Below are 23,938 nucleotides of genomic sequence, written 5' to 3' on the forward strand. Positions count from 1 at the left end.
GAACAGGCAGCCAAACAGGCAGCTTCTGGGAGACACATCATGAGGTCTTCGACCCGTCCGTCCTTCGCGGCCGCTTCCCCTCTCCCGATTGCGCGGAAACTCCGGGCCGGACCGGCATGCGGCCTTCCCGGACTGCGTTTTGGCGATCCGCCGACGGCGCGATCCATCGCGGCCCCATGGCCGCCGGACCGCTCTCATCGGCGTCTTTCCCGCCGCCTCGCAGCATCCGGGCCGACCGGCTGTGGCCGGAGTCCCGGTGCTCCCCGACTCCCCCATCGAGAGAGTGCCGCCCCCATGTCCAACTCGCCCAATTCAATCAACGCCGAAGCTCCGCAGGACAGCGCCCTGTCGACCGCCGCGATCACGCTGTTCGGCATCGTCGGCCCCTACAGCTTCCTGGTCTCGCCGGTGGTCACCGGCCAGATGGCCGGCCAGCTCGACTGGTCGGCGGGAACCATCGGCCTGATCATGGGATGCGAACTGGCCGGCGCTTCGCTGGTCTCCTTCCCGGCCATGCGCTTGCTGCGGGTTCTGTCTCCGCGCACCGTCGCCCTGCTGGCGACCGTCCTCTTCATCCTCGCCAACGTCGCCTCGTCCCTGGTCACGTCGGTGGAGCTGTTCCTGCCGGCGCGCATCGTCGCCGGTGCCGCGGGCGGCGTTCTGTCGGTGGTGGCGCTGGTATCGGCAGGGCGGTCGGCCAATCCGCCAAAGGCTTTCGCCTATTGGAGCGGCGGCCAGACCGTGGCGGCGGCGGTCGGCCTGCTCTATCTGCCCGACCTGTTCGTCCACACCGGCATCGGCGGCATTTACGGCTGCCTCGCGGCGGCGGCGGCGCTGTCGCTGGCGGTCATCGCCGGCTTCGGCAACGGCCTGCTGCAGTCCCTGAGCGGCGGCGGCGAGCGGCACAATCTGAAGGCGGCGCGTTGGGTGCTGGTGGCGATCTTCGGCTTCTATGTCGCGGTCGGCGGCGCCTGGGCCTTCGTCGGCATTCCGGGGGCGGAGCTGGGCTTCACCGACGCCGGCATCGGCATCCTGTCGTCGCTGGCGATGACCGCCGGCATCCTCGGTTCGGTCTTCGCCTCCCATGTCGGCGGCAAGGCCCATCACAACCGCTTCGTCATCGCCAGCTACCTGCTGCTGGTGCTGTGTCTGGGGGTGATCGAGTTCGTCGCCGACCATATGGTCTTCGCTGCCGTGATCGTCCTGCTGCAGGTGCTGTGGTCCTTCCTGCTGCCGCTGCTGCTGGCCTCGCTCGCCGACAGCGACGATGATGGCAACATGGTGATCCTGTCGAATATGATCATCGGCGGCGGTGCTGCGCTCGGCCCGATGCTGGCCGGCTACACCATCGACTTCCTCGGCGGCTATGGGGCCGTCGCCACCGAGGGCGGCATCATCCTGTTGCTGTCCGCCGCCGCCTTCGCCCGCTCCCAGGCGCTGGCGAAAGGCGCTGCGATCCAGGCCCCCTCCAGTTCCCTTTCTCATGGATGACGATCATGGTTGATACCACCCGGTTCTACATCGACGGACAATGGGTACAGCCGCAGGGCTCCCGTCTGATCGATGTGATCAATCCGGCGACGGAGGAAGCGGTCGCCCAGGTGGCGCTCGGCACCTCGGCCGATGTCGATCTCGCGGTCGCCGCGGCTCGGAAGGCTTTCGACAGCTTCTCCCGCACCACGCTGGCCGAGCGCATCGACCTGCTGTCCGCCATCCTCGCCGCCTACCGGCGCCGCATCGAGGAATTCGGCGACGCAGTCCGGCAGGAGATGGGAGCGCCCCAGGGTTTCGCCTGCCAGGCGCAGGCCGGCATCGGCGCCGCCCATCTGGCCCAGACCATCGAGACCGCCCGCAGCTTCCCCTTCGAGGAGGATCGCGGTTTCCAGCGGATCCTGCGCGAGCCGGTCGGCGTCGTCGGCCTGATCACCCCGTGGAACTGGCCGCTCAACCAGATCACTTGCAAGGTGGGGCCGGCTATCGCCGCCGGCTGCACCATGGTGCTGAAGCCCAGCGAACTGGCGCCCCTCAGCGCAGCCCTGTTCGCCGAAGTGGTCCACGAGGCCGGCGTGCCGGCCGGCGTGTTCAATCTGGTCCATGGCGATGGCCCGGAGGTCGGGCAGGCGATCTCCGCCCATCCCGGCATCGACATGGTGTCCTTCACCGGTTCGACGCGGGCCGGTATCGCGGTGGCGAAGATGGCGGCCGACACCGTGAAACGCGTTACCCAGGAGCTGGGCGGCAAGTCGCCCAACATCATCCTGGCCGATGCCGATCTGGCCAAGGCGGTGACCCGGGGTGTCGAACGCTGCTTCGGCAACAGCGGCCAGTCCTGCAATGCGCCGACCCGCATGCTGGTGCCGGAAGCGCTCTATGAACAGGTCGCCGAGCTGGCGAAGCAGGCGGCGGCGAAGGCGGTGGTCGGCGACCCGCTCAACCCGGCGACCACCCACGGCCCGGTGTCGAACGGTAATCAGTTCCGCAAGATCCAGAGCCTGATCGAAGCCGGCATCGCCGAGGGGGCCGAACTGCTGGCCGGCGGCCCCGGCCGGCCGGAGGGTCTGGAGCGCGGCTATTTCGTCCGCCCGACCATCTTCGGCCGAGTCACGCCCGACATGACCATCGCGCGCGAGGAGATCTTCGGCCCAGTGCTGTCGATCATGACCTACAAGGACGAAGAGGACGCGATCCGCATCGCCAACGACACGGTATACGGGCTGGCCGGCTATGTGCAGTCGGGCGATCCGGCGCATGGCGCGGCGGTGGCCCGTCGGCTGCGCGCCGGCACCATCTATGTCAACGATCCGCCCTGGTCGCCGGCGGTGCCCTTCGGCGGTTACGGCCAGTCGGGCAACGGGCGCGAATATGCCGAGTTCGGTCTGGCCGAGTTCGTCGAGATCAAGGGCGTGGTCGGGGGCTGAGTTTTTGGCCTGACCCCCAGTTTCCAAGTGTGAGTTTCCACCTGTGAGTGACGGTTCAGGCGCAGGCGCTTGAACCGTCCGCACCCAAATCCGGAGGCGGAGCAAGCATTTCCGCCCGGACCGGCGCAAAAAAACCAAGACATCACGAACGGAGAGTGCCTCATGTGCAACGCCCTGCGCGTCGCGCCACGGATCGGTGCGCGCCTTTTCAAGCCCGCTTGCCTCGCCGGCACCGCCCTGCTGGCGCTGACCGCCGCCGCCCACGCGGACGTCACGCTTTATGAGCAGAATGGCGTCACGCTCGAAGGCGGCCTGACTGCCGGACTTGGCGCCATCAGCGTCAAGAACGCCAATCTCGGCGCCGGCGTGACCACGCCCAGCGGCAAGAACCAGAAGGACCGCAACTGGGTCGAAGGCTATGTCGCCCCCAGCCTGAAGCTGACCTATGCCACGGAGAGTGCCGGCACCCTCTACAGTGGTGTGCGCGCGGTGTCGAGCGGGACGGGCGGCGATGGCGATGCTGGCGGCTTCACCCAGGGCCGGCAGGGCCGCACCGACCTCGACAACCTCTATGTCGGTTGGAAGAGCGGGGATCTGCTGTCCTCCCTCGGCAAGGACGCCGTCGATCTCGCCTATGGCCGGCAGAATTTCGCGATCGGCGACAGCTTCATCATCGGCGACGGCACGCTGGATTCGCAACGGCAGGGCAGCTATTGGCTCGGGCCGCGCCGCGGCTGGAACACCGGCACCGCGGTCGCCAAGTTCGACATCGCGCCGGTCCATGCCGACCTTTTTCGGCTGAAGAGCGACAAAAACAGCAACACTGACGTCATCTACGGCGGCAATCTGGAATGGCGCTTCGGCGCGGAAGGCAAAAGCTCGCTCGGCGCCTCCTACATGCGCATCGACGAGTCGAAGCTGGCGACCCGCAAGGGCATGGATATCTACAATCTCCGTGCGCTCGGCGTCGCCATCCCGTCGGTTCCCGGCCTGACCCTGTCATCGGAATATGTTAAGGAGCATAACGGCCGTGTCGGCGCCCAGCTGGATGCGTCGGCCTGGTACGGCGAGGCCGCCTATACCTTCGCCGACGTCGCCTGGACCCCGCGCGCCAGCTACCGCTACAGCCAGTTCAGCGGCGACAACCCTGGAACGGCCAAGAGCGAAGGGTTCGACCCGCTCCATCTGGGGGCTCCGCGTTGGGGCACTTGGCTTCAGGGCGAGATCAACGGCCAGTATTTCCCGACCTCCAACAGCAATGTGAAGGTCCAAAACGTCCAGTTCGCCGTCCAGCCGACCGAGACGCTGACCTTGACCGCGCTTCTGTACGACTTCCGCTTCGACCGCAAGCCGGCCGGCGTCACCAGCAGCCATGTCGGCAACGAGATCAACCTCGCGGCCGACTGGGCGGCGACGCCCAACCTGCTGGTCTCGGCGGCGGTCGGCCAGTTCTTCGCCGGGGACGGCGGCAAGCAGCTCCTGCGCGGCAACAAGGACAGCACCGTCTTCGAGCTGGCGGCGATCTTCACCTATTGAACCGGTTTGCTGCCGATTGGAGAGCCGGCAGTTTCATGAACCCCAGTATTCCGGCCTCATCGCAGGCCGGAGGGGCCTCGCATATAGTGGCGTTCGGGCCGGTAGGCCGGACGGAACCAGAATGGGAAGCGGGCCCGGATCCATGCACGCAGTGCGGCCAGCATGGTTGTTCGTCTCCTTTTGGTTGGTTGCGTCACTTGAGGCCCAACGCCGCCCGCACGGTCGTGGTGGCGTCCTTGCCGTCGCGGGTCGATACACCGGCCAGCCAGGGGCCGAGGAGGTCGGGATGCGTCTTCAGATAGTCGGCCGCGGCGTCCTTGGGCGCCTTCTTGTCTTCGGTGATGGCGGTCATGATCTCGTTCTCCATCCCGACAGTGAAGACGAGCTGGCTGAACAGGCGGTGGGCATTCGTGCATTCGTTGCCATAGCCGCGCCGGGACAGGGTGTTGACCGTCGTGCTGCCATAGTTCGGACCGAAATAGGCGTCGCCGCCGCTGAGATAGGTCATGTCGATCCGGGTGTTCATCGGGTGCGGTTGCCAGCCGAGAAAGACCACCCAATCCTTGCTGCGCGTGCGGCGCAGCGCCTGCGCCAGCATGGCCTGTTCACTCGATTCGACCAGGGTCCAGCCTTCCAGTCCGAAATCCTTCTTGTCGAGCATGCGCTGGATGTTCTGGTTGGCCGGCGCACCCGGCTCGATCCCATAGATCTTCTTTTCAAACCGATCGCCGAAACGGGCAAGGTCGGCGAAGCTGTGGACGCCGGCATCGGCCACCGCCTTCGGTACCGCCAGGGTGAATTTGGCGTTTTCCAGGTTCGGGCGCACGATCTCGACGGATTTCTCGGCGCTCAGCTTGTCGAGGAAGGTGGATTGTGCCGGCATCCAGTTGCCGAGGAAGACGTCGATCTGCGCGGTCTTCAGCCCCTGGAAAATGATCGGCACGGCGACCGTCTCGATCTTCTGCTGATAGCCCAGCGCGTTCAGCAGCGTTCCCGCCACCGCATTGGTCGCGGTGATGTCGGTCCAGCCGGGATCGGCCATCTTCACCGTCTGGCAGCTCGCGGGCTCCGCCGCCGAAGCCGATGTCGCCGCCGCCCCTGCTGCGGCCGCCGCGATCATCAGCGCGCCGGCCGCCATCCCGATCACGGCCATCAGGCCGGCCAATGCCGCATGCCCTGCTGTCGAACCGCTCATTGCAACCTCCGGTACACGCATGCTGCTTTCCCTCCTGTCGGGTGATAGTCGACCTCCGGTGCGCCGGAGCGTGGTCGTGGGCGCGCCGTCCTAGTGAGCGGGGATGTCCGGACGCGGGAAGCGCGCCATGGCTTCCAGATCGTCGAGATCCAGATGGTTTCGCATATAGCTGGTGCCGGCGTCGGTGAAGGGCTGGAAATCCCAAGAGCGGTGCCGACCACGGCGCAGCGCGTCGGCCACCAGGAGGCGCCGCTGCTGGCTGGCGACGACCTCCTCATGCAGGCGCGCCAGATCCCAGCGCCGGTCCACCTCGGCGCGGTAGCGCCGCACGGCGTCGGCCGCCGCCGGGCCGCCGCCGGGCTGCTCCGCCCGGTTCACCAACTCATCCGGATCGTCGGACAGGTCGTAGAGCTGGTCGGGGTCGGCCGGCGAATGGATGAACTTGTCGTGGCCGCGCCGGATCATCACGATCGGGGCCACAGCCCCTTCGGCCAGATATTCGCCGATCACCTCGTCGTGGCCGCCGCTGCGCTGAAGGTGCGGCAGCAAGCTGCGCCCCTCGATGGGCGTCCGCAGGTCCGGCGCCGCCCCGTCATGGGCGAGATCGACCAGGGTCGGCAGCAGATCCATCGACGAGACAGAGGCGGCGACCCGCCCGGCTTGGAACCAGCCGGGTGCCCGGATGATCAGCGGGATGCGGCAGGCGGACTCGAAGAAGCTCATCTTGTACCACAGCCCACGTTCCCCCAACATGTCGCCATGGTCGGACAGCAGGACGATGATCGTATCCTCGGCCAGCCCCGTCTCCTCCATCACGCGCAGGAGCCGGCCGACCTGATCGTCCACATAGGCGACGGACCCGTAATAGGCGCGGCGGGCGTTGCGGATCTGCCGTTCGCTGAGCGGCATCTCGTCCATGGCGCAGACATGGCGCAGCCGCCGCGAATGGGGGTCCATCGCCTCCGGCGCCAGGATGACGCGCGGCATCGGCACCTCCGCGTCGGTGTGGCGGTTCCAGTAGCGCTCGGTGATGGCATAGGGGTCGTGCGGGTGGGTCAGCGACACCACGAAGCAAAATGGCCGCTCCCGCCGGCCGCGGGCGAGGTCGTACAGCTTGCGCTCCGAGGTGAAAACCACCTCCTCGTCGAAGTCGAGCTGGTTGGTGCGCAGGCAGGGGCCGGCGTCGCGCACCGAGCTCATGTTGTGATACCAGCTCGGCCGTTCATCGGGCCGGGTCCAGTCCGGCGTCCAGCCGAAGTCGGCCGGGTAGATGTCGGTGGTCAGCCGCTCCTCGAAGCCGTGAAGCTGGTCGGCCCCGCAGAAATGCATCTTGCCGGACAGGATGGTCTGGTAGCCGGCCAGCCGCAGATAATGGGCGAAGGTGGGGACGGCGGAGGGGAATTCCGCGGCGTTGTCGTAGCCGCCGATCGCCGAGGGCAGCCGCCCCGACAGGAAGACGTAGCGCGACGGCGCGCAGAGCGGGCTGTTGCAGTAGGCGCTGTCGAACACCACGCCGCCCTCCGCGAGGCGGTCGATGTGCGGCGTCCGCACTGTCGGGTTGCCGTAGGCGCCGAGCGCCCGCGGAACCATCTGGTCGGCCATGAGGATGAGGATGTTGGGGCGCCGTGCCATATCCGCCTGCTTCATACCGTTTGTGGACAGATCGTGCGATGAGGATAGAATTCAGGCAGCCAGAACGGACGTGAAGTCCTTGTCTGATCATGCCGGTATGAAAGCTGCTCATGGGAAAGGATCGTCTGCCGCCGCTGCGCACCCTGCTGTTCTTCGAGGCGGCCGGCCGGTTGCTCAGCTTCAGCGCCGCCGCCCGCGAGCTTGCCTGCACCCAATCGGCCGTCAGCCACCAGATCGGCTGGCTGGAGGCCGATCTGGGGACGGCACTGTTCCGCCGCCTTCACCGTGGGGTGGCGCTGACGCCGGACGGCGTGCGGCTTTACGAGGCGACGCGCGATGCGCTGGACGGAATCGGCGACGCGGTCACCCGCATCCGTGACAGGCGCAGGCCGGGTGTGCTGAACGTCGCCACCGATTTCGGCTTCGCCGCCGGCTGGCTGCTGCCGCGCCTCAGCGCCCTGCGCCAGCTTTTGCCCGAATTGGATGTGCGGATCGTTACGATGCAGAACGCGATCGACCTGCGCCGCGAGGCGGCCGACATCGCCATCACCTTCGGCCACGGCCATTGGCCCGGCTGCGAGGCGGAACTCCTGTTTCCCGAGCGGGTTCTGCCGGTGTGCAGCCCCGCTTTCCGGGCAAGCCGCGCTCCGGGCGAGGCCATCGCTTCCCCGGCCGCTCTTACGTCGCTGCCGCTCCTGCATCTGGAAAGCGTCGGTCCGGCCGCATGGCTGTCCTGGGGTGATTGGTTCACCCTGCATGGCCTGCCAATGCCGGCCGGTGGCCAGGAACTGACCTTCAACAATTATCCACTCGTCTTGCAGGCCGCCCTGATGGGTCAGGGGGTTGCGCTGGGATGGAGTCCGCTGATCGACGATCTGATGCGGGACGGGTATCTGGTTTCCCTGATGGATCAGCCGATCCAGACGGAAAGGGGCTATTTCCTCGTCGTCCCCAACCGGCGCAAACCCGATGAGCGTCGCGACCGTTTCCGCCGCTGGGTGGTCGAGGAAAGCCGGGGGGACGGTGACCGCAAGCTTCGCAGCTAATGCATCGTTACCGCTTTCGCTGCGGCTGGCGGATGCACCCCGACCGTTACAGCAGCCCGCCCTCGCGCAGCCGCCCGTCCAACTCCTCATTGTAGCGTTTCAGGGCGTGCTGTTCGGTCAGCAGCCCGATCACCCGCATCCGCTCGGTACCGTCGACCACGGCCAGCACGTCGCTCTCCGCCGTGGCGAAGCTCTTCATCGCCTCGCGGATGTTGACGTTGGGCAGCAGCACCTCCGTCTTCAGGCGGATCAGATCGGCGAGTTCGGCCGTCTCCGCCGTCTCCCGGTGGGCGTCGGAGACGAAGACGATCCCGGCATAGCGGTCGGACTGATCGACGACGATGACCCTCTGGGTGGAGCCCAAGGGGAAGTTCCGGCGGAACTGGGCGAGCGTCTGGTCGTCGCGCACGGTGCGGACGTCCTTGCGCATCATGCGCCCAACCGTCAGATCGCGGATCCAGCCGATGTCGGCGGCGCTACGGATCGATTCGCCGCGCAGATGGAAGCGCCAGGTGGCGAAGGAATAGCCGAAGACCCGCCGGACGGTGATCGACGACACCACCGCGGCCGCCAGCACCGCGATGGTCAGGGGCAGGCTGCCGGTGACCTCCAGGGCCAGGAAGGCCATGGTCAGTGGCGCGCCGAGCACCGCGGTGGCCATGGCGCACATGCCGATGATGCCGATCACCACCGCCGGGATGGTCAGCCCGACCGCCAGCATCCAGCCGATGGCGACCAGCTTGCCCAGCATCGCCCCCAGGAACAGCGAGGCGAAGAACAGGCCGCCGCGAAAGCCCGACCCGATGGAAATCGCCGAGGCCAGCGCTTTCAACCCGATCAGCGCCAGCAGGACCGGCGCCGTGTAATAGGCGTTGAAGCCGACATGCAGCGCCCCGTGACCCGACGACAGCACCGCCGGCGTGGCGAGCGCCAGCAGCCCGATGCAGCATCCTCCGACCACCGGTCGTGCCCAGACCGGAACGCGGCTGCGGTTGAAGACAACCTCCACCAGCGCGACCGTCCGCATCATGGCGATGCCGAGCAGGGCGCACAGCACGCCCATCAGACAGACCAGCGCGTAATCGGCCGCGCCGAGACTGCCGGCGAAGCCGACCTGCAACGACGGCTGCGGCAGGATCAGCCGCATCACGCCGACGCCGGTCATGGCGGCGACGCCGACCGGCGCCAGAGTGGAGATCGAGTAGCTGGCGATCACCAGCTCGAAGGCATAGAAGGCGCCGGTCAGCGGCGCGTCGAAGGCCGCCGCGATTGCCGCGGCGGTGCCGCAGCCGACCAGCGTCCGCAGATCGCCGCGCCGGACATGGAAGATACGGCCGAGCTTGGACGCCACCATCGCGCCGGCCTGGGCATAGCCGGCCTCCATGCCGACCGAGGCGCCGAAGCCGTTGGACAGCATGGTTTGCAGGACCAGCAGCAGGCTGCCATGGATGGGGATGCGCCCGCCATGCAGCGCATTCGCCTCCACCGGGTCGATGATCGACAGGCGGGGAAGCCGGGCGAGCAGCCAGCCGAGCCCCGCCATCAGGCAGCCCCCGGCGACAGGAACCAGTGCCGCCCGCCAGGGATCGACAGCGGCGGCCCCGCTGACGTCGTGGCCCTCCACCGCGAACAGAACGTGATGGAGCGACTGCACCGCCGTGACGATGGCGGCGACGAAACAGGCGGCGAGGATGCCGATCCCGGCCGCCAGCACCGCCAGCCAGATCTCGTCGCCGCGCACGAAGGCGCGCAGCCAGGCCGGGGCCCTGATGCCCGGCCCCTGTTCCGGCAGGGACAGCCTGGCTTTCAGCGACTGGAACATGCGTCGGCCTGCCGCCTCCGGCGTTGGGGGTGTGGACGGACCCGCCGTCAGCCGAGCATCGCGCGGGCGTACAGCTCGGCGATGTGGGCGGTGACCGGCCCCGGCTTGCCGTCGCCGATCCGCCGGCCGTCGATCCGCACCACCGGGGTGATGCCGCCCAGCGTGCCGGTGACGAAGGCCTCGTCGGCAGCATACACTTCGGCCAGGGTGAAGTCGTGCTCGCGCACCGTGCCGCCGTCCTTGCGGAAGAGATCGATCGTCTTGGCGCGGGTGATGCCCTTGAAGTTGAAGCGGCCGGTTGATGTCCACAGTTCGCCCTTGCGGACGATGAAGAAGTTGGTGGAGTTGCAGCTCGCCACGAAGCCATGCGGGTCGAGCATCAGCGCCTCGTCGGCCCCGGCGTTGATCGCCTGGATCAGCGCCTGGATGAAGTTGAGCCGGCTGTGCGAGTTGAGGCGGAGGTCGAAGACATCGGGGCCGCTGCACCGGATGGTCGAGGTGAACAGCGTCAGCCCCTTGGCCTTCGATTCCGGCTTCGGCGCCTTGTACTCGGCGATGATGACGATGGTCGCCTGCCCCAGCGCGAAGCGCGGATCCTGGTTCGGCGTCTTCTTGCGGCCGCGGGTGACCATCAGGCGGATGTGGGCGCCGTCGGTCATGCCGTTGCAGTCCAGCGTGGCCCGGATCGCCGCGACCAGCTCCTCCCGCGTCATGCCGATGTCGAGCTGGATGGCGTTGGCGCCCTCATACAGCCGGTCCATATGGTCGTCGAGCGCCAGGATGCGGCCCTTGACCAGCCGCAGCCCCTCCCACACGCCGTCGCCCAGCACGAAGCCGGCGTCGAAGACCGAGATCTTCGCCTCGTTGCGCGGGAAGAATGCGCCGTTCACATAGATCAGCACCTCGTCGTTGCGGCTGTCGTCGACATAGCCCTGCGAACTCGTCTGGCTGACTGTGCTGTTGGAAACCATCGTATGGACCCTTTCCCAGCGGCCACCGACTTTGCGCCGCCTGCTTTTACGGATGCTCTCAGAAGGAAAATTCGGTGAAACGCTCCAGGAAGGCGCGCGTGCGCTCCTGTTTGGGGTGCTTCAGCACTTCGTCCGGCGTGCCGACCTCGTGGAAGACGCCGTCGGCGAGGAAGATCACCTTGGTGGCGAAATGATAGGCGAAGCCAAGCTCGTGGGTGACGAGCAGCATGGTCCGCCCTTCCTCCGCCAACTGCCGGATGACGCGCAGCACCTCGCCCACCAGTTCGGGGTCGAGCGAGGAGGTCGGCTCGTCGAACAGCAGGATCTCCGGCTCCATGGCAAGCGCGCGGGCGATCGCCACCCTCTGCTGCTGGCCGCCGGACAGCCGTCCGGGATAGACGTCGGTCTTGCCGCCGAGCCCGACCTTGTCGAGTTCGCGCAAGGCCCGCTCGCGCGCCTCCGCCTTCTTCATCCGCTTGACCGTGACCAGCCCTTCCATGGCGTTCTCCAACACGGTCATGTGCGGGAACAGGTTGAACTGCTGGAACACCATGCCGACGCGTTCGCGGACCTGGCACAGCTCGCTTTCGGGATAGCGCACCTCGTCCGGTTTGCTGGCGGAGGCACGGCCGAGCGGCGTGCCGTCGAGCGCGATCCGGCCGGCGGTCGGCATCTCCATGAAATTGAGGCAGCGCAGGAAGGTGCTTTTCCCCGACCCGCTGCCGCCGATGATGGCGACACGCTCGCCGGCGGCCACGGAGAAATCGATCCCCTGCAGCACGTGCAGCGCCCCGAACCATTTGTGGAGGCCGGATACCTGAAGGATGGGCGGGGTGGAGTCTGGCATGGACGGAGTCTCCGCTTGCATGACGGTCAACCCTTGCCGGCCATGCGGCGTTCGAGGGTCATCGACAGGAAGGTCGCCGGATAGATCAGGACGAAATAGACGACCGCCACGGTCGTGAGGATTTCAAAGGGACGGTAGTAGGTCGAACTCAGCAGCCGGCCCTGATACATCAGCTCATGGACCGACAGTACGGAGGCCAGCGACGACATCTTCGCCACCTCCACTGCGCGGTTGGTGAAGGCCGGCAGCATCAGCTTGAAGACCTGCGGCAGGATGATCCGGCGCAGCACGTCGGCGTGGCGCATGCCCAGCGCCTTCCCCCCTTCCCACTGGCCGCGGGCGATCGACTGGATGCCGCCACGGAAGATCTCCGCCCCATAGGCCGAAGTGTTCAGCGCCAGCCCGAGCAGTGCCGCCGTGAAGGGCGACAGCTGCACCCCGATCAGGATGGGGAAGGCGTAATAGAACCAGATCAGCTGGATCAGCACCGGCGTGTCGCGGAACAGCTCGATATAGACGAGGCTGCCGCCGCGCAGCAACCGGCTGCGCGACAGCCGGGCGAGCGCCAGGACGAGCCCGGCGGCCAGCCCGATGGCGAGGCTGGGCAACCAAAGCTCCAGCGTTACCAGGAAGCCGCGCATCAGGATCGGGAAGGTCTCCACCACCAGGGCGAAGTCGAAGGCGTAATCCATCTCTCCGTCTCCTCAGCGGTAGGCGGTCAGCCGCGCTTCGGCGACCCGGGCCAGCGCGCTGCACGAGACCAGCAGCACGAGATAGAGCAGGGCGACGGCGGTGTAGACCTCCAGCGGCCGGAAGGTTTCGCTGTTCACCATCATCGCCTGATAGAGCAGCTCGCCATAGGCCAGCGTGGAGGCGAGCGCCGTGGTCTTGATCAGCTCGAAGGAGCGCTCGACGAAGGGGGCGACCATGCGTGTCGCCGCCTGCGGCACCACGATGCGCCGCATCAGCTGCGTGTGGGTCATGCCCAGCGCCTTGGCTCCCTCCCACTGGCCGCGCTCGATGGAGCGGATGCCGCCGCGGAACACCTCGGCATAGAAGGCGCCGGACTGGGTCGACAGGGCGAGCACGGCGGCGACCAGCGGGTCGAGGCTGATGTTCAGCACCACCGGCAGGGCGTAGAAGAACCAGAAGAAATGCACGATGGGCGGCGTGTTCCGGTAGAACTCGACGAAGACCGCCGCCGGCAGGCGCAGAGAGCGGCGCGGCGACAGCCGCAGCAGGGCCAGGACCAGCCCGACCAGGACGCCGAAGACGATGGCGATGGCGGCGATCTTCACCGTGTTGAGCAGTCCGTCGAGCAGCAGCGGCCATCGCGTCAGGACCGGCGAGAAATCCCATTGGTAGCTCATGCGGCGTCCTTGACGATGGCCTCTTGCGGCGAACGCGCCGATGCAGGATGGCGGCGGGACGGCATCGCTCCGCCGCCGCGGACGCTCAGTGCCAGGCTTCCTTGATCAGGCCCGGGATCTTCGAGGCGTCGACGTTCTTCGACTTCAGATAGCCGGCGAACAGCTGGTCGGGGACGCCGTCGGCGTAGAGCGTCTTCAACTGCCCGTCCAGCCAGTCACGGAAGGCCGGATTCTCCTCCTTGCGCAGGCCGACGCTGGTGGCCACCGGCTCGACCGGTTCGGGCAGGATGACCTTGCCCAGGCGCAGGCGGGTCTGCTGGACGACGAGCGCCGGATGGAACTGGACGGCGACGTCGATGCGCTTGGCGGCGAAGGCGGCGATGGTCTCGTCATTGTTGGAGAAGCGGTTGATCGCCGCCTGCTTCACCATCGCCGTCACGTTCTTGTCGAGTGAGGTGCCGAGCGTCACGCCGATGCGCAGGCCCGGCTTGTCGATATCCGACCAGCTCTTGATGGCGGAATCGCCGGCGACCAGCGCACCCATGGCATAGTAGAACAGCGGAGAGTCGGGGAAGTCGATGGCCTTGCGCCGCTCCTCGGTCGGGTCAAGGACGAACATCAGGTCGATCTGGTCGGCCTGGAGCGCCCCCACCGCATTGGCCCAGGTCGTCTCCACCGGAACCAGGGTGACGCCGAGGCTGGCTGCCAGCCGCTGGCCCATCGCCACGCCGACGCCGGTCCAGGTCTCGGTCATCGGATCCTTGAAGAACCAGGGCTCGGCCGAGGTCACGCCGATGCGCAGGCGCTTGCTGTCCTTGATCCTGTCCAGCGTCGACGGTGCCGCGGACAGTGCCGGCAGGACCGACAGGCCGACGGCGGCACTGGCGGCAAGGCCGATCAGGGTCCTCCGGCTCATTTCCCCCTTGGCGATGGTCATCTCAAGCCTCCTCGTCTGTTCGTCGTCTTTTGTCGGGTCCGGTCAGGAGCGTTTGGACGCGCCGGTCTCGCGGCCACGCAGGAAGTCTTCGGTCTGCCGGCCGCCGCGGGCCATATGGTCGGTGATCTCCGACTTCAGCGCGTCGAAATCGTCGGCAAGCGCCATCGCCACATAGCGGTCGTGACCATCGCGGCGCGGGCCGCGGATGCCGTGCGCGCGATGGTGTGCCGCCCAGTAAAGCTGCAAACGGCCGCGGATGCTCTCCCAGGTCCGGATCAGCAGCTTGTGCCCGGTCGCCTCATAGACGAAGCCGTGCAGTTGCAACTCGGCGACGATGCTGGCGGCATCGTCCTCGGCGTCGATGCAGGCGGTGAGCGCGTCGCGGCGGGCGACGAGGCCCCGGCGGAACACCTGATCCCGCCGTGCCCAGATCTGCTCGAATGCGAAGATTTCCAGGGTGACGCGCATCGAATAGATCTCGCGCACATCATCGACCGACAGGCCAACGACATGGGTGCCGGTATAGGGCACGGCGATCAGCAACCCTTCGTCGATCAGCTGCCGCATGGCTTCGCGCAGGGGACCGCGGCTGACCCCGAACTGTTCGGCGAGCGCGGTCTCGACGAGCTGTGCGCCGGGTTCGATGTCGCCGTTCAGGATCGCGGCACGCAGCCCGTCCGCGATGTGCGCGCGGAAGGTCGATTTCGGCACGCGCGCCAGGACCGATCCTCTGGCTTTGTCCTTCGATCCGCCGAACATGCGCCCTCGCCGTAGACAGTCGATTGTTGACAATGTGAGCCGGGTTGACGGACCTGTCAACCGGCATTGTTTTGCAATCGAAGGACCATGGTGCGGCGACCTTGGTCCTTCCCGCGATGCCCATTGCGGAACTCCGTCAATGACCCGGCTTCAATAACCGAGCGCGCACCCGTCCTTGCGGTGGTCGGAGCCGCCCAGGAGGGTTCCATGCTGCCAGTCGATGGCGATGGCCTGGGCACCGCCGATCGCCCAGCCGGGCACCGTCAGGGTGAAACCCCGGCGGGCCAGTTCCGCCCCCGCCCTGGCACGGATTGCGGCCTCGGCTTCGACGCTTCGGGTGCCGGGCAGGGGGAACAGCCGCGGCAGGTCGATGGCGCTCTGGACGTCCAGCCCGTGGTCGAACAGCTTCGACAGGAAATGGGCATGGCCCATCGCCTGATAATGCCCGCCCATGACGCCGAAGGTCAGGCTGACGCGCCCGTTTTCACTGACCATGCCCGGAATGATGGTGTGCATCGGCCGCTTGCGCGGCGCCACCATGTTGGGATGCCCGTCGACCAGGGAGAAGCTCTGGCCCCGGTTGTGGAACAACACGCCCGAGCGGGGCGCCATCAGCCCGCTGCCATAGGCATGAAAGATAGAGTTGATGAAACTGACCGTCGTCCGCTGCTTGTCGACCACGGCGATATAGACCGTGTCCTTGTGCTCGACACTGCTCAGCACCTCGTCGATCTCCAGCGCGCGGGTGGTATCGATCCGGGCGGCCAGTTCGTCGGCCAGTGCATCTGACAGCAGATGGTCCACCATCGATCGTCCGCTATGTGCCGGATCGGCCAGAAAGGCGTCGCGCGCGGCATAGGCGAGCCGCGCAGCCTCGATCTCCACATGCAGGTTGTCGGGGTCGAGCGGATCGCCGGCCGGTTGGAATCGCTTGAGGATGTTCAGGATCATCAGGGCGATGATGCCCTGCCCATTCGGCGGGCATTCATGGATGGTGCGGCCGCGATACTCGGTGCTGATCGGCGCGACATACTCACCCTTGGCCTCGGCGAAGTCTTCCAGGCTGTGGAAGCCGCCGGCCGCCTGCAGGGCCTCCACCATGTCCTCGGCAATGGCGCCGTGGTAGAAGGCGTCCGGTCCCTGGCGCCCGATCGCTTCAAGCGTGTCGGCCAGCAGCGGCTGGGTCTGGACCGTGCCGGCCGCCGAGGCTTCTCCATCCACCAGAAAGGTGGCGGCGGCGGTCGGGTCGCGACGGAGCAGTTCCGTCTGCTGGGCGAGGTCGTGCGATACCCGGGGCGTGATGATATAGCCTTCGCGCGCCATGGCGATGGCCGGGGCAAGGATCTCGCTCAAGGGCAGGCGGCCATGGTCGGCGACCAGCCGTGCCCAGGCATCCACCGCCCCCGGCACCGTGACCGCGTGGGGGGAGTGGCGGTCGATCGCGGTGACGCCCGCCGCCCGCAGGCGCTCCAGCGTCATCGCCGACGGGGTGCGGCCTGAGCCGTTGTAGGCGCGGATGTCGGTGCCGCCTTGCGGAGCGATCAGGGCGAAACAGTCGCCGCCGATCCCGGTGGAGCCCGCTTCGACCACGCTCTGGACCGCGCAGGCCGCCACGGCGGCATCAACAGCCGTGCCACCGGCCTTGAGAATCTCGACCGCCGTCAGGGTGGCCGCCGGGTGCGAGGTGGCGGCCATGCCATTGCGCCCCATGGCGAGCGAACGGCCCGGTTCTTCGAAGTTGCGCATGCTTTGCGTCGACTCCCCCGATATTTGGTCGTCGCGGTGAAGGCCGGATGCACGGGCATCATCCACCGCACCATCGATATGGTATACCAAATCCCATGGCGGCAAGCAGATCTGAAGAGGGAATCCACCTACTTGCCCTCAGCTGCCGGCGATCTCTTCCCGAGTCAGGGTCATGAACAGATCAACCACCGGCGTCCTCGCCCGGTCGCCGTGGACCGCGATCTGGAATGGCGAGTGATAGGACAGCACCCGTGGCAGCAGGGGGCGGAGTCGTCCGGCCTGGACGAAGGGGGCGGCGTAATGGTCGGGCAGATAGCCGAGATAGCGGCCGGACAGGATCAGCCGGGCAGCGCCTTCCATGTCGCTGACGGTCGCATGCGGGGCGCTGATCGCGAAAATCTTGATGTCGCGCGCCCCCCAATAGCTGCGGGCGACCAGCCGGTGGCTGCGCACCTCGTCGAGATCAACCATGTCGTCCGGACGGCCGAACAGCGGGTGGCCGGCCCCGCAATAGAACAGGTTGGTTTCCGTGTAGAGGTCTATATAGGAGAGGCCCGGCACGATGCGCGGAAAGCTGGCGATGGCGAGATGCAGTTCGCCGCCGATCACGTCGCGCAGCAACTCGTTGGGCGGCCGGGTGGCGATGGCGAGATTGACCTCGGGGGCGGCGTCGGCGAAGCGGGTGATCACGCGTTCCAGCGGGAAATTCGGGTCGGTCAACGTGTTGTCCACCAGCCCGATGGTGAGTGTGCCGGTCAGGCGGTCGCGCAGCCCCCGCACCCGGGCGCCGAACCGGTCCAGCGTGTCGAACACCCGCCGCAGTTCGTCATAGACCGCCTGTCCCTCCTCCGTCAGCTTGAAGCCGGAGCGGCCGCGCCGGCACAGCCGGACCCCCAGCCGCCCTTCCAGTTCGGCGAAATGGGTGGAGATGGTGGAAAGCGACAGGTTCAGTTCGCCTTGCGCCGCAGTAAACCCGCCGGCCTCCACCACCGTCATGAACAGGCGAAAGAGCCGCAGATCGGCGGTCTCGATGGTCATCCGGCTCATGCGATCGGCAATCCTCCGGCCTGGAACAGGAAATGGGCCGGTCTTACTTCGGCTCCGGTCGAAGTAAGATACAAAAAATTCCGGATGTGTGGGAACGCAAAGTCGCCGTCTAATTCCGGTATGCAATTCCAGTCGGGTCGGGCGGGACAGGGCAGGGTGATACCCGGCCGTCGCGCCACCGGCGTTCGGACTGCCTGCATCGCCCGCCCTCCATCGGGGCTGACCAACGACGAGACGGAGACACGCAATGAAGATCGGCGCAGGACTGGACAGGGGACTGGGCAGGCGGGCGGTGCTGGCGGGGGCGGGCATGGCGGCCGCAGCCGCGGCGGTGGGGTTTCCCTCCATCGTCCGGGCGCAATCGAAGTCGCTGAAGGTCGGGGTGTATGGCGGCTATTTCAAGGACAGCTTTGACAAGCACATCTTCCCGGACTTCACCAAGGCGACCGGCATCGCGGTGGAGGCGGTGGCCGAACCGACGGGCGAGGCGTGGCTGATCCAGCTTGAACAGGCGGCCCGCGCCAAACAGGCTCCGGCCGACGTGTCGATGATGTCGCAGGTTGCGATGCTGAAGGGCATGGCCGCTGAGCTGTGGGCGCCGCTCGATCCCAGCAAGCTGCCGAACGCCGCCAAGGTCAAGCCGGCGCTGATCAACAAATACCCGGATGGCCGGCTGTCGGGCATAGGTGCGGTGTCCTGGTACATCACCCTGGTGACCAACACCAAGAGCTACCCCCAGGCACCGGAAAGCTGGGCGGCGCTGTGGGATCCGGCCAACAAGGACAAGCTGGGCCTGCTCGCGCTGGTCTCCAACTCCTTCCTGCTGGACGTGACCGCCGCCACCTTCTTCGGCGGGTCGAAGCATCTCGACAGCGAGCAGGGACAACTGGACTGTTTCAAGAAGCTGGCCGAGCTGAAAAAGAATGTGAAGCTGTGGTACCGCGACGAGGCGCAGTTCGAGGCGGCGCTGAAGTCCGGCGAAATCCCGATGGGGCAATATTACCACGACGTCACCGGTCTCGCCGCCGCCGACGGCCATCCGGTGCGCTCCACCTTCCCCAAGGAGGGCGGCATCCTCGATTCCGGCAGCTGGGCGGTGTCCAAGGCATCCAAGGCCGGCGATCTGGCCCATGTCTTTATTGATTACATGTGCCAGCCGCAGATCCAGGCGCTGCTGTCGCGCAAGGTCGGCACCTCGCCGACGATCGACCGCTCGGCCACCGACCTGACGGACAAGGAGTTCGCCGCGGTCTCCTCCGATCTGGCGCCGATCGTTCCGCGCTACGACCTCTATGTGTCGAAGGCCGACTGGCTGAACCAGAAATGGACGGAAATGATCGTGGGCTGATCCGCGAGCGCCCTTCCTCCCCCGGAGTGCGGTCGCTTCAGACGGACTGGTCTGAAGCGCGAATCGCACGGAAATCCAAAAGGCCGGGGGAAGGGCTCCGTCCTTTCCAAATGATCCGAAGGCCCGCCATGTCCGCCCTCGTTCTCGACGGTCTCACCAAGCGTTACGGCAGCTTCACCGCGGTGCACGGGGCGAGCCTGCGCATCCCGCATGGTCAGTTCGTCTGCCTGCTGGGGCCCTCCGGCTGCGGCAAGACCACGCTCCTGCGGATGATCGCCGGGCTGGAGGAACCCTCCGGCGGCCAGTTGCTGATCGACGACCGCGACATCACCACCGCCCCCGCCCACAAACGGGATTTCGGCATGGTGTTCCAGTCGCTGGCCTTGTTCCCCCATCTGAGCGCCGGGGAGAACATCGCCTACCCCCTGCGCATCCGCGGCGTTCCCGCCGACGAGCGCCGCCGCAAGGCGGACAGTCTGCTGGAGCTGGTCCGCCTGCCCGGCATGGCCGACCGACCGGTATCGCGGCTGTCGGGCGGCCAGCGCCAGCGCGTCGCCATTGCCCGCGCCCTGGCGCTGGAACCGAAGCTGTTCCTGCTCGACGAACCGCTGTCGGCGCTCGACGCCAAGCTGCGCGAGGCTATGCAGATCGAGCTGAAGCAATTGCAGCGGCGGCTGGGCATCACCACCATCGTCGTCACCCACGACCAGCGCGAGGCGATGACCATGGCCGATCTGGTGGTGGTGATGTCGGAAGGTCGGATCCGTCAGGCCGCCCCGCCGATGGAGGTCTACCGCCGGCCTGCCGACGCCTTCGTCGCCGACTTCATCGGCATGACCAACCTGCTGGAGGGGACGGTGACCGCCGCCGGCCGCGCCAGCGTGCCGGGGGGCGAACTGGTCCTTGACGGCCTGCCGCCACATGGTCGTGCCCTGCTGTCGGTCAGGCCGGAGGAGGTGCTGCTGCATCCGGCGACCGCATCCGGTGGGGCAAATCGGCTGAGCGGAACCCTGTCCTTCGTCCGCGATCTCGGTGCCAGCGTCGAGTTCCGCATCGACGTTTCCGGGCGGGAGATCGTGGCGCTGACCCGGCCGCAGGACCGCCCGGCGGTCGAACCCGGCGCCGCCGTCATCGTCGAAATCCCGGCCGAAGCCTGCGTTGTCCTGCCGCCGGAAGGCGGAACCGCCGTGGAGCGGCCGTCATGATCCGCCGCGCCCCCCGCAGCCTGGGCGAGCACGCGCCGATCCTGTTCCCGGCGCTGATGCTGGTCGTCTTCTTCGTCATCCCCTTCGGCCTGATGATCGCGGTCAGCGTCGCCCGCCGGATTCCCGGCGGCTTCTACGAGCCGGATTTCGTCCTGGCCAACTACGAACGCTTTCTCAGCGCCTTCTTCGGCGGGGTGCTGTCCTTCTCGCTGGAGCTGGCGGCGCTGGTGGCCCTGGTGGCGGTCGGCATCGGCTTCCCCTTCACCTACCGGCTGGCACGGCTGCCGCGGGCAGCCCAGGTCCGCTGGCTGGTCTTCCTGCTGTCGATCCTGTCGCTGTCTGAGGTGATCATCGGCTTCGCATGGTCGACGCTGCTGTCGCGCACCGCCGGCATCACCAACCTGCTGGTGGCGGTCGGGCTGATGGCGGAGCCGCAATCACTGTCGCCCAGCTTCGGCGCGCTGCTGGCCGGCATGGTCTACCAGGCCTTCCCCTACACCGTGCTGGTGCTCTATCCGGCGCTCGCCCGGCTCGACCCGGCACTGGTGGAGGCGTCGCGGACGCTGGGAGCCTCGCCGTTGAAGGCCTTCTTCACCGTGGTGGTGCCGGCCCAACGCAACACCATCGTCGCCACCCTGATCATGGCCTTCGTCTTCGCGCTGGGCAGCTATCTGCTGCCGCAGCTTCTGGGACGGCCGCAGCACTGGACCCTGTCGGTGCTGATCACCGATCAGGCGATCTACCAGTCCAACATGCCGTTCGCCGCGGCGATGGCGGTCTTCCTGGTGCTGGTCAGTCTGGCGCTGGTCGGGCTTTCGCTGCTGTTCGGCCGGAAGGAGGAGGCGTGATGCTGCGCTGGCTCAACAGCCTGATGGCCGGATTGATCGGCCTCGTCCTGGTCGCACCCATCCTGGTGGTGGCGGGGGTGTCGCTGAACGCCAAACGCTCGCTCGACTTCCCGCCCAAGGGCCTTTCGCTGGCGTGGTATGCCGAGATCTTCACCGATCCCGGCTGGCGCGGGGCGCTGATCGCCAGCCTCGTGGTGGCGGCATCGTCGGCGGCGCTGGCCGTCGCCATCGCCTTTCCGATTGCGTGGTTCGTCTGGCGCTGGCGGGCGCCCTGGGCACGAACATTCGAGATGCTGGGCATGACCCCGTTCATCCTGCCGCCGGTCATCACCGCGCTGGGTTTCCTCAGCTTCTGGTCCACCGCCGGCCAGTATGGCGAGCCGTGGACGGTGGTGGTCAGCCACGCCATCTTCTTCGTCACCCTGCCGCTGGTCACGCTGTCGCTCGGCTTCGGCGCCGTCGACCGGAGCTATGTCGAAGCCGCCTCGACCATGGGGGCCGACGACCGCACCGTGCTGCGGACGGTGGTGATGCCGCTGGTGCGGCCCTACATGATTTCCGGCTTCGCCTTCGCCTTCGTGCTGTCGCTCAACGAATACATCGTCGCCTACATGGTCGCCGGCTTCACGCTGGAAACGCTGCCGATCAAGATCTTCAACGCCCTGCGCTACGGCTACACGCCGACCATGGCCGCCGTCACCGTGCTGTTCGTGCTGCTGACCGCGACCGTCTTCGGGCTGATCGCCCGCTTCGGCGATCTGCCGCGCCTGCTTGGCGCCTGGATCAAAGCCGACTGAGCGGCCCTGACCGACCGGCCTCTGCCCGACCTTCCGACAGGAGACCTTTCAAAATGATCGATCCGGACAAGCTCAACCGCCTGCGCGAGAAATACAGCGGCAGCGGTGGCGCCGACATCCACTCGCCGGAGTTCCAGCGTGTCGCCGCCCTGCAATTCTCCGCCGGCGGACGGCGGACCCAGCCCTTCGCCGGCGTCTCCACCCTGCTCGACGCGCCGTACCGTCCGGACGCGCCCGAACTGCCCGATTTCGGCGGGCTCGAGGTCGCGCTGATCGGCGTGCCGATGGATCTGGGAGTGACCAACCGTGCCGGCGCCCGATTCGGTCCGCGGGCGGTGCGGACGATCGAGCGGATCGGTCCCTACGAATATGTGCTGAAGATGGTGCCGTCGGCAGCCTGCCGGCTGGCCGATGTCGGCGATGTGCCGCTGTCCAGCCGCTTCAGCCTGGAAGCCTGCCACCACGACATCGAGAGTTTCTACAACAAGGTGGTGGATGCCGGGGTGATCCCGCTGTCGGTCGGCGGCGACCATTCGATCAGCCAGTCGATCCTGAAGGCACTGGGACGGGACCGGCCGGTCGGCATGATTCATTTCGACGCCCATTGCGACACCGGCGGCCCCTACGAGGGGTCCAAGTTCCATCATGGCGGTCCGTTCCGTCAGGCGGTGCTGGACGGCGTGCTCGACCCGGAGCGTACGGTGCAGATCGGTATCCGCGGCAGCACCGAGTTTCTCTGGGAGTTCTCCTACGAGTCCGGCATGACGGTGATCCATGCCGAGGAGGTGGCGCAGCGCGGCATTCCCGCCGTGATCGAGCAGGCCCGCCGGGTCGTCGGCGACGGGCCGGTCTACGTCTCCTTCGACGTCGACTGCCTCGACCCGGTCTTCGCTCCCGGCACCGGCACACCGGAGGTCGGCGGGCTGACCACGCGGGAAGCCATGGAGATTCTGCGTGGTCTGGACGGGCTCGACGTCATCGGTGGCGATGTGGTGGAGGTGGCGCCGCAATATGACGCCAACACCACCACAGCTCAGGCCGGCGCGCAGATGCTGTTCGAGATCCTGTGCCTCGCCGTCAAGGCGCTGGAGCAGCGGCGGGGTTGATCCGGCGCCTGGCGCGCCTGTCCCCGCTGCAACACGCCGTCCTGGGCCGGTCTTATGGGCCGGTCTTGAGGATCGTGCCGACGACCGCCGCGATGTCGGCCAGCAGCGGGGCCCGCTCGGCCTTCAGGTAGAAATGGTCTCCGGCGAACATGCGGCGGCTGAAAGCCCCGGTCGAGACCTCCTGCCAGGCTTCAAGGTCGGCCGCAGGGGCGTCCTCGTCCAGCGTGCCGCCATAGGTGCGGACGGCGCAGGAAAGGGAAGGGGCCCGCCGCGGCCGGTAGGTCTCGGCCAGCTTGAAATCGGCGCGCAGGAACGGTTCGATCAGATCGAGAAACTCCGGATTGTCCAGGATCTCCGGCGGCGTGCCGCCCATCCTCGACAGCATGGCGCGGAATTCCGGCCGGGCCAGGACGTGAAGGGGGTTGCGGGGAGGCGGCAGATGGGGGGCCCGTGAGGCCGAAACCATCAGCATCGCCGGTTCCAGCCCGTGCATCGACAGGCGCAACGCCAGTTCGTAGGCGATCAGGGCCCCCATGCTGTGGCCGAAGAACACGAACGGGACGTCGAGCAACGGCGACAGCGCGGCCATGAGCGGCGGAGCCATCTCATGGGCGTTGTCGAAGGCGGCTTCCGAAAAGCGCCGCTCGCGCCCGGGCAGGTGCAGCGGCAGGACCTCCACCTCGGGCGGCAGCGCCGTCTCCCATCCGTTGAACACCGTCGCCCCGCCCCCCGCGTAGGGAAAGCAGAACATCCGCAGTTTCGGCAGGGCCGCACGCGGTTTCCGGGTCAACCAGGATCCCACAGACAT

At 67.2% G+C, this 23,938-nt stretch carries 21 protein-coding genes; 9 read left to right on the forward strand and 12 right to left on the reverse strand.

The annotated features are described in order from the left end of the window. Positions 1 to 294: 294 nt before the first annotated feature. The 3 genes from E6C72_RS24020 to E6C72_RS24030 all read left to right on the forward strand — a co-directional run bounded on the left by E6C72_RS24020 (position 295) and on the right by E6C72_RS24030 (position 4,454). Entirely contained in the window at positions 295 to 1,491 is a 1,197-nt protein-coding gene (locus E6C72_RS24020; protein ID WP_109084123.1) for an MFS transporter, read from the forward strand. Then, positions 1,488 to 2,918 carry an aldehyde dehydrogenase family protein gene (locus E6C72_RS24025; RefSeq protein WP_109084122.1) on the forward strand — a complete coding sequence of 477 codons (1,431 nt, stop codon included), beginning with the start codon at positions 1,488 to 1,490 and terminating at the stop codon, positions 2,916 to 2,918. Before E6C72_RS24020 ends, E6C72_RS24025 begins: the two co-directional genes overlap by 4 nt. 162 nt (positions 2,919 to 3,080) lie before the next feature. After that, positions 3,081 to 4,454 carry an alginate export family protein gene (locus E6C72_RS24030; RefSeq protein WP_109084121.1) on the forward strand — a complete coding sequence of 458 codons (1,374 nt, stop codon included), beginning with the start codon at positions 3,081 to 3,083 and terminating at the stop codon, positions 4,452 to 4,454. 193 nt (positions 4,455 to 4,647) lie between these two features. Here the strand turns inward: E6C72_RS24030 and choX are convergent, their stop codons facing one another. Both choX and betC read right to left on the reverse strand, forming a co-directional pair. Beyond that, positions 4,648 to 5,649, reverse strand: coding sequence for a choline ABC transporter substrate-binding protein (gene choX / locus E6C72_RS24035; RefSeq protein WP_247875465.1), 1,002 nt, complete (start codon positions 5,647 to 5,649; stop codon positions 4,648 to 4,650). 90 nt (positions 5,650 to 5,739) lie between these two features. After that, positions 5,740 to 7,281: a choline-sulfatase gene (betC, locus tag E6C72_RS24040; RefSeq protein WP_109084120.1), complete on the reverse strand. Its 1,542-nt coding sequence runs from the start codon at positions 7,279 to 7,281 to the stop codon at positions 5,740 to 5,742. Between the two features lie 110 nt (positions 7,282 to 7,391). On the opposite strand from betC, the gene E6C72_RS24045 reads away from it, so the two are divergent. Further along, a complete protein-coding gene (locus E6C72_RS24045) occupies positions 7,392 to 8,327 on the forward strand; it encodes a LysR substrate-binding domain-containing protein (RefSeq protein WP_109084119.1) in 936 nt (311 codons plus the stop codon). A 46-nt stretch (positions 8,328 to 8,373) separates the two neighbouring features. On the opposite strand, the gene E6C72_RS24050 is transcribed toward E6C72_RS24045, so the two are convergent. From E6C72_RS24050 to E6C72_RS24090, 9 genes are all read right to left on the reverse strand, one after another. Further along, positions 8,374 to 10,149 (reverse strand): chloride channel protein, encoded by a 1,776-nt coding sequence (locus E6C72_RS24050; protein WP_109084118.1) that lies wholly within the window; start codon positions 10,147 to 10,149, stop codon positions 8,374 to 8,376. 47 nt (positions 10,150 to 10,196) lie between these two features. Beyond that, the gene (locus E6C72_RS24055) at positions 10,197 to 11,120 is read right to left on the reverse strand and encodes an aminotransferase class IV (protein ID WP_109084117.1); all 924 of its coding nucleotides are present in this window, start codon (positions 11,118 to 11,120) and stop codon (positions 10,197 to 10,199) included. Between the two features lie 58 nt (positions 11,121 to 11,178). Then, a complete protein-coding gene (locus E6C72_RS24060) occupies positions 11,179 to 11,967 on the reverse strand; it encodes an amino acid ABC transporter ATP-binding protein (RefSeq protein ID WP_109084116.1) in 789 nt (262 codons plus the stop codon). Positions 11,968 to 11,993: 26 nt separating this feature from the next. After that, entirely contained in the window at positions 11,994 to 12,659 is a 666-nt protein-coding gene (locus tag E6C72_RS24065; protein ID WP_109084115.1) for an amino acid ABC transporter permease, read from the reverse strand. Positions 12,660 to 12,671: 12 nt separating this feature from the next. Continuing rightward, on the reverse strand, positions 12,672 to 13,337 hold the full coding sequence (locus E6C72_RS24070) for an amino acid ABC transporter permease (RefSeq protein WP_098736415.1): 666 nt from the start codon (positions 13,335 to 13,337) through the stop codon (positions 12,672 to 12,674). A gap of 85 nt (positions 13,338 to 13,422) precedes the next feature. Next, complete coding sequence (locus E6C72_RS24075) at positions 13,423 to 14,274, reverse strand: transporter substrate-binding domain-containing protein (protein ID WP_199228668.1); 852 nt, start codon at positions 14,272 to 14,274, stop codon at positions 13,423 to 13,425. Positions 14,275 to 14,316: 42 nt separating this feature from the next. After that, entirely contained in the window at positions 14,317 to 15,033 is a 717-nt protein-coding gene (locus E6C72_RS24080) for a GntR family transcriptional regulator (RefSeq protein WP_109084114.1), read from the reverse strand. Between the two features lie 150 nt (positions 15,034 to 15,183). Next, positions 15,184 to 16,779 carry a gamma-glutamyltransferase family protein gene (locus tag E6C72_RS24085; protein ID WP_109084113.1) on the reverse strand — a complete coding sequence of 532 codons (1,596 nt, stop codon included), beginning with the start codon at positions 16,777 to 16,779 and terminating at the stop codon, positions 15,184 to 15,186. A 138-nt stretch (positions 16,780 to 16,917) separates the two neighbouring features. Further along, positions 16,918 to 17,826, reverse strand: a complete 909-nt coding sequence (locus tag E6C72_RS24090; protein WP_109084112.1) for a LysR family transcriptional regulator — start codon at positions 17,824 to 17,826, stop codon at positions 16,918 to 16,920. Between the two features lie 247 nt (positions 17,827 to 18,073). Between E6C72_RS24090 and E6C72_RS24095 the strand changes: the two genes are divergently transcribed. The 5 genes from E6C72_RS24095 to speB all read left to right on the forward strand — a co-directional run bounded on the left by E6C72_RS24095 (position 18,074) and on the right by speB (position 23,130). Continuing rightward, complete coding sequence (locus tag E6C72_RS24095; RefSeq protein WP_109084111.1) at positions 18,074 to 19,174, forward strand: PotD/PotF family extracellular solute-binding protein; 1,101 nt, start codon at positions 18,074 to 18,076, stop codon at positions 19,172 to 19,174. A 128-nt stretch (positions 19,175 to 19,302) separates the two neighbouring features. Beyond that, on the forward strand, positions 19,303 to 20,379 hold the full coding sequence (locus E6C72_RS24100; protein WP_109084110.1) for an ABC transporter ATP-binding protein: 1,077 nt from the start codon (positions 19,303 to 19,305) through the stop codon (positions 20,377 to 20,379). Then, positions 20,376 to 21,227 carry an ABC transporter permease gene (locus E6C72_RS24105; RefSeq protein WP_109084109.1) on the forward strand — a complete coding sequence of 284 codons (852 nt, stop codon included), beginning with the start codon at positions 20,376 to 20,378 and terminating at the stop codon, positions 21,225 to 21,227. Before E6C72_RS24100 ends, E6C72_RS24105 begins: the two co-directional genes overlap by 4 nt. Then, the gene (locus E6C72_RS24110) at positions 21,227 to 22,024 is read left to right on the forward strand and encodes an ABC transporter permease (RefSeq protein WP_109084108.1); all 798 of its coding nucleotides are present in this window, start codon (positions 21,227 to 21,229) and stop codon (positions 22,022 to 22,024) included. The genes E6C72_RS24105 and E6C72_RS24110 overlap by 1 nt, the downstream gene beginning before the upstream one ends. Positions 22,025 to 22,077: 53 nt before the next feature. After that, positions 22,078 to 23,130 (forward strand): agmatinase, encoded by a 1,053-nt coding sequence (gene speB / locus E6C72_RS24115; protein ID WP_109084107.1) that lies wholly within the window; start codon positions 22,078 to 22,080, stop codon positions 23,128 to 23,130. Between the two features lie 52 nt (positions 23,131 to 23,182). Here the strand turns inward: speB and E6C72_RS24120 are convergent, their stop codons facing one another. Next, positions 23,183 to 23,920 (reverse strand): thioesterase II family protein, encoded by a 738-nt coding sequence (locus E6C72_RS24120; protein WP_158280107.1) that lies wholly within the window; start codon positions 23,918 to 23,920, stop codon positions 23,183 to 23,185. Positions 23,921 to 23,938 lie beyond the last annotated feature (18 nt).

Origin of the sequence: Azospirillum sp. TSH100 (genome assembly GCF_004923295.1) — a bacterium.
In the GTDB taxonomy this organism is placed as follows: domain Bacteria; phylum Pseudomonadota; class Alphaproteobacteria; order Azospirillales; family Azospirillaceae; genus Azospirillum.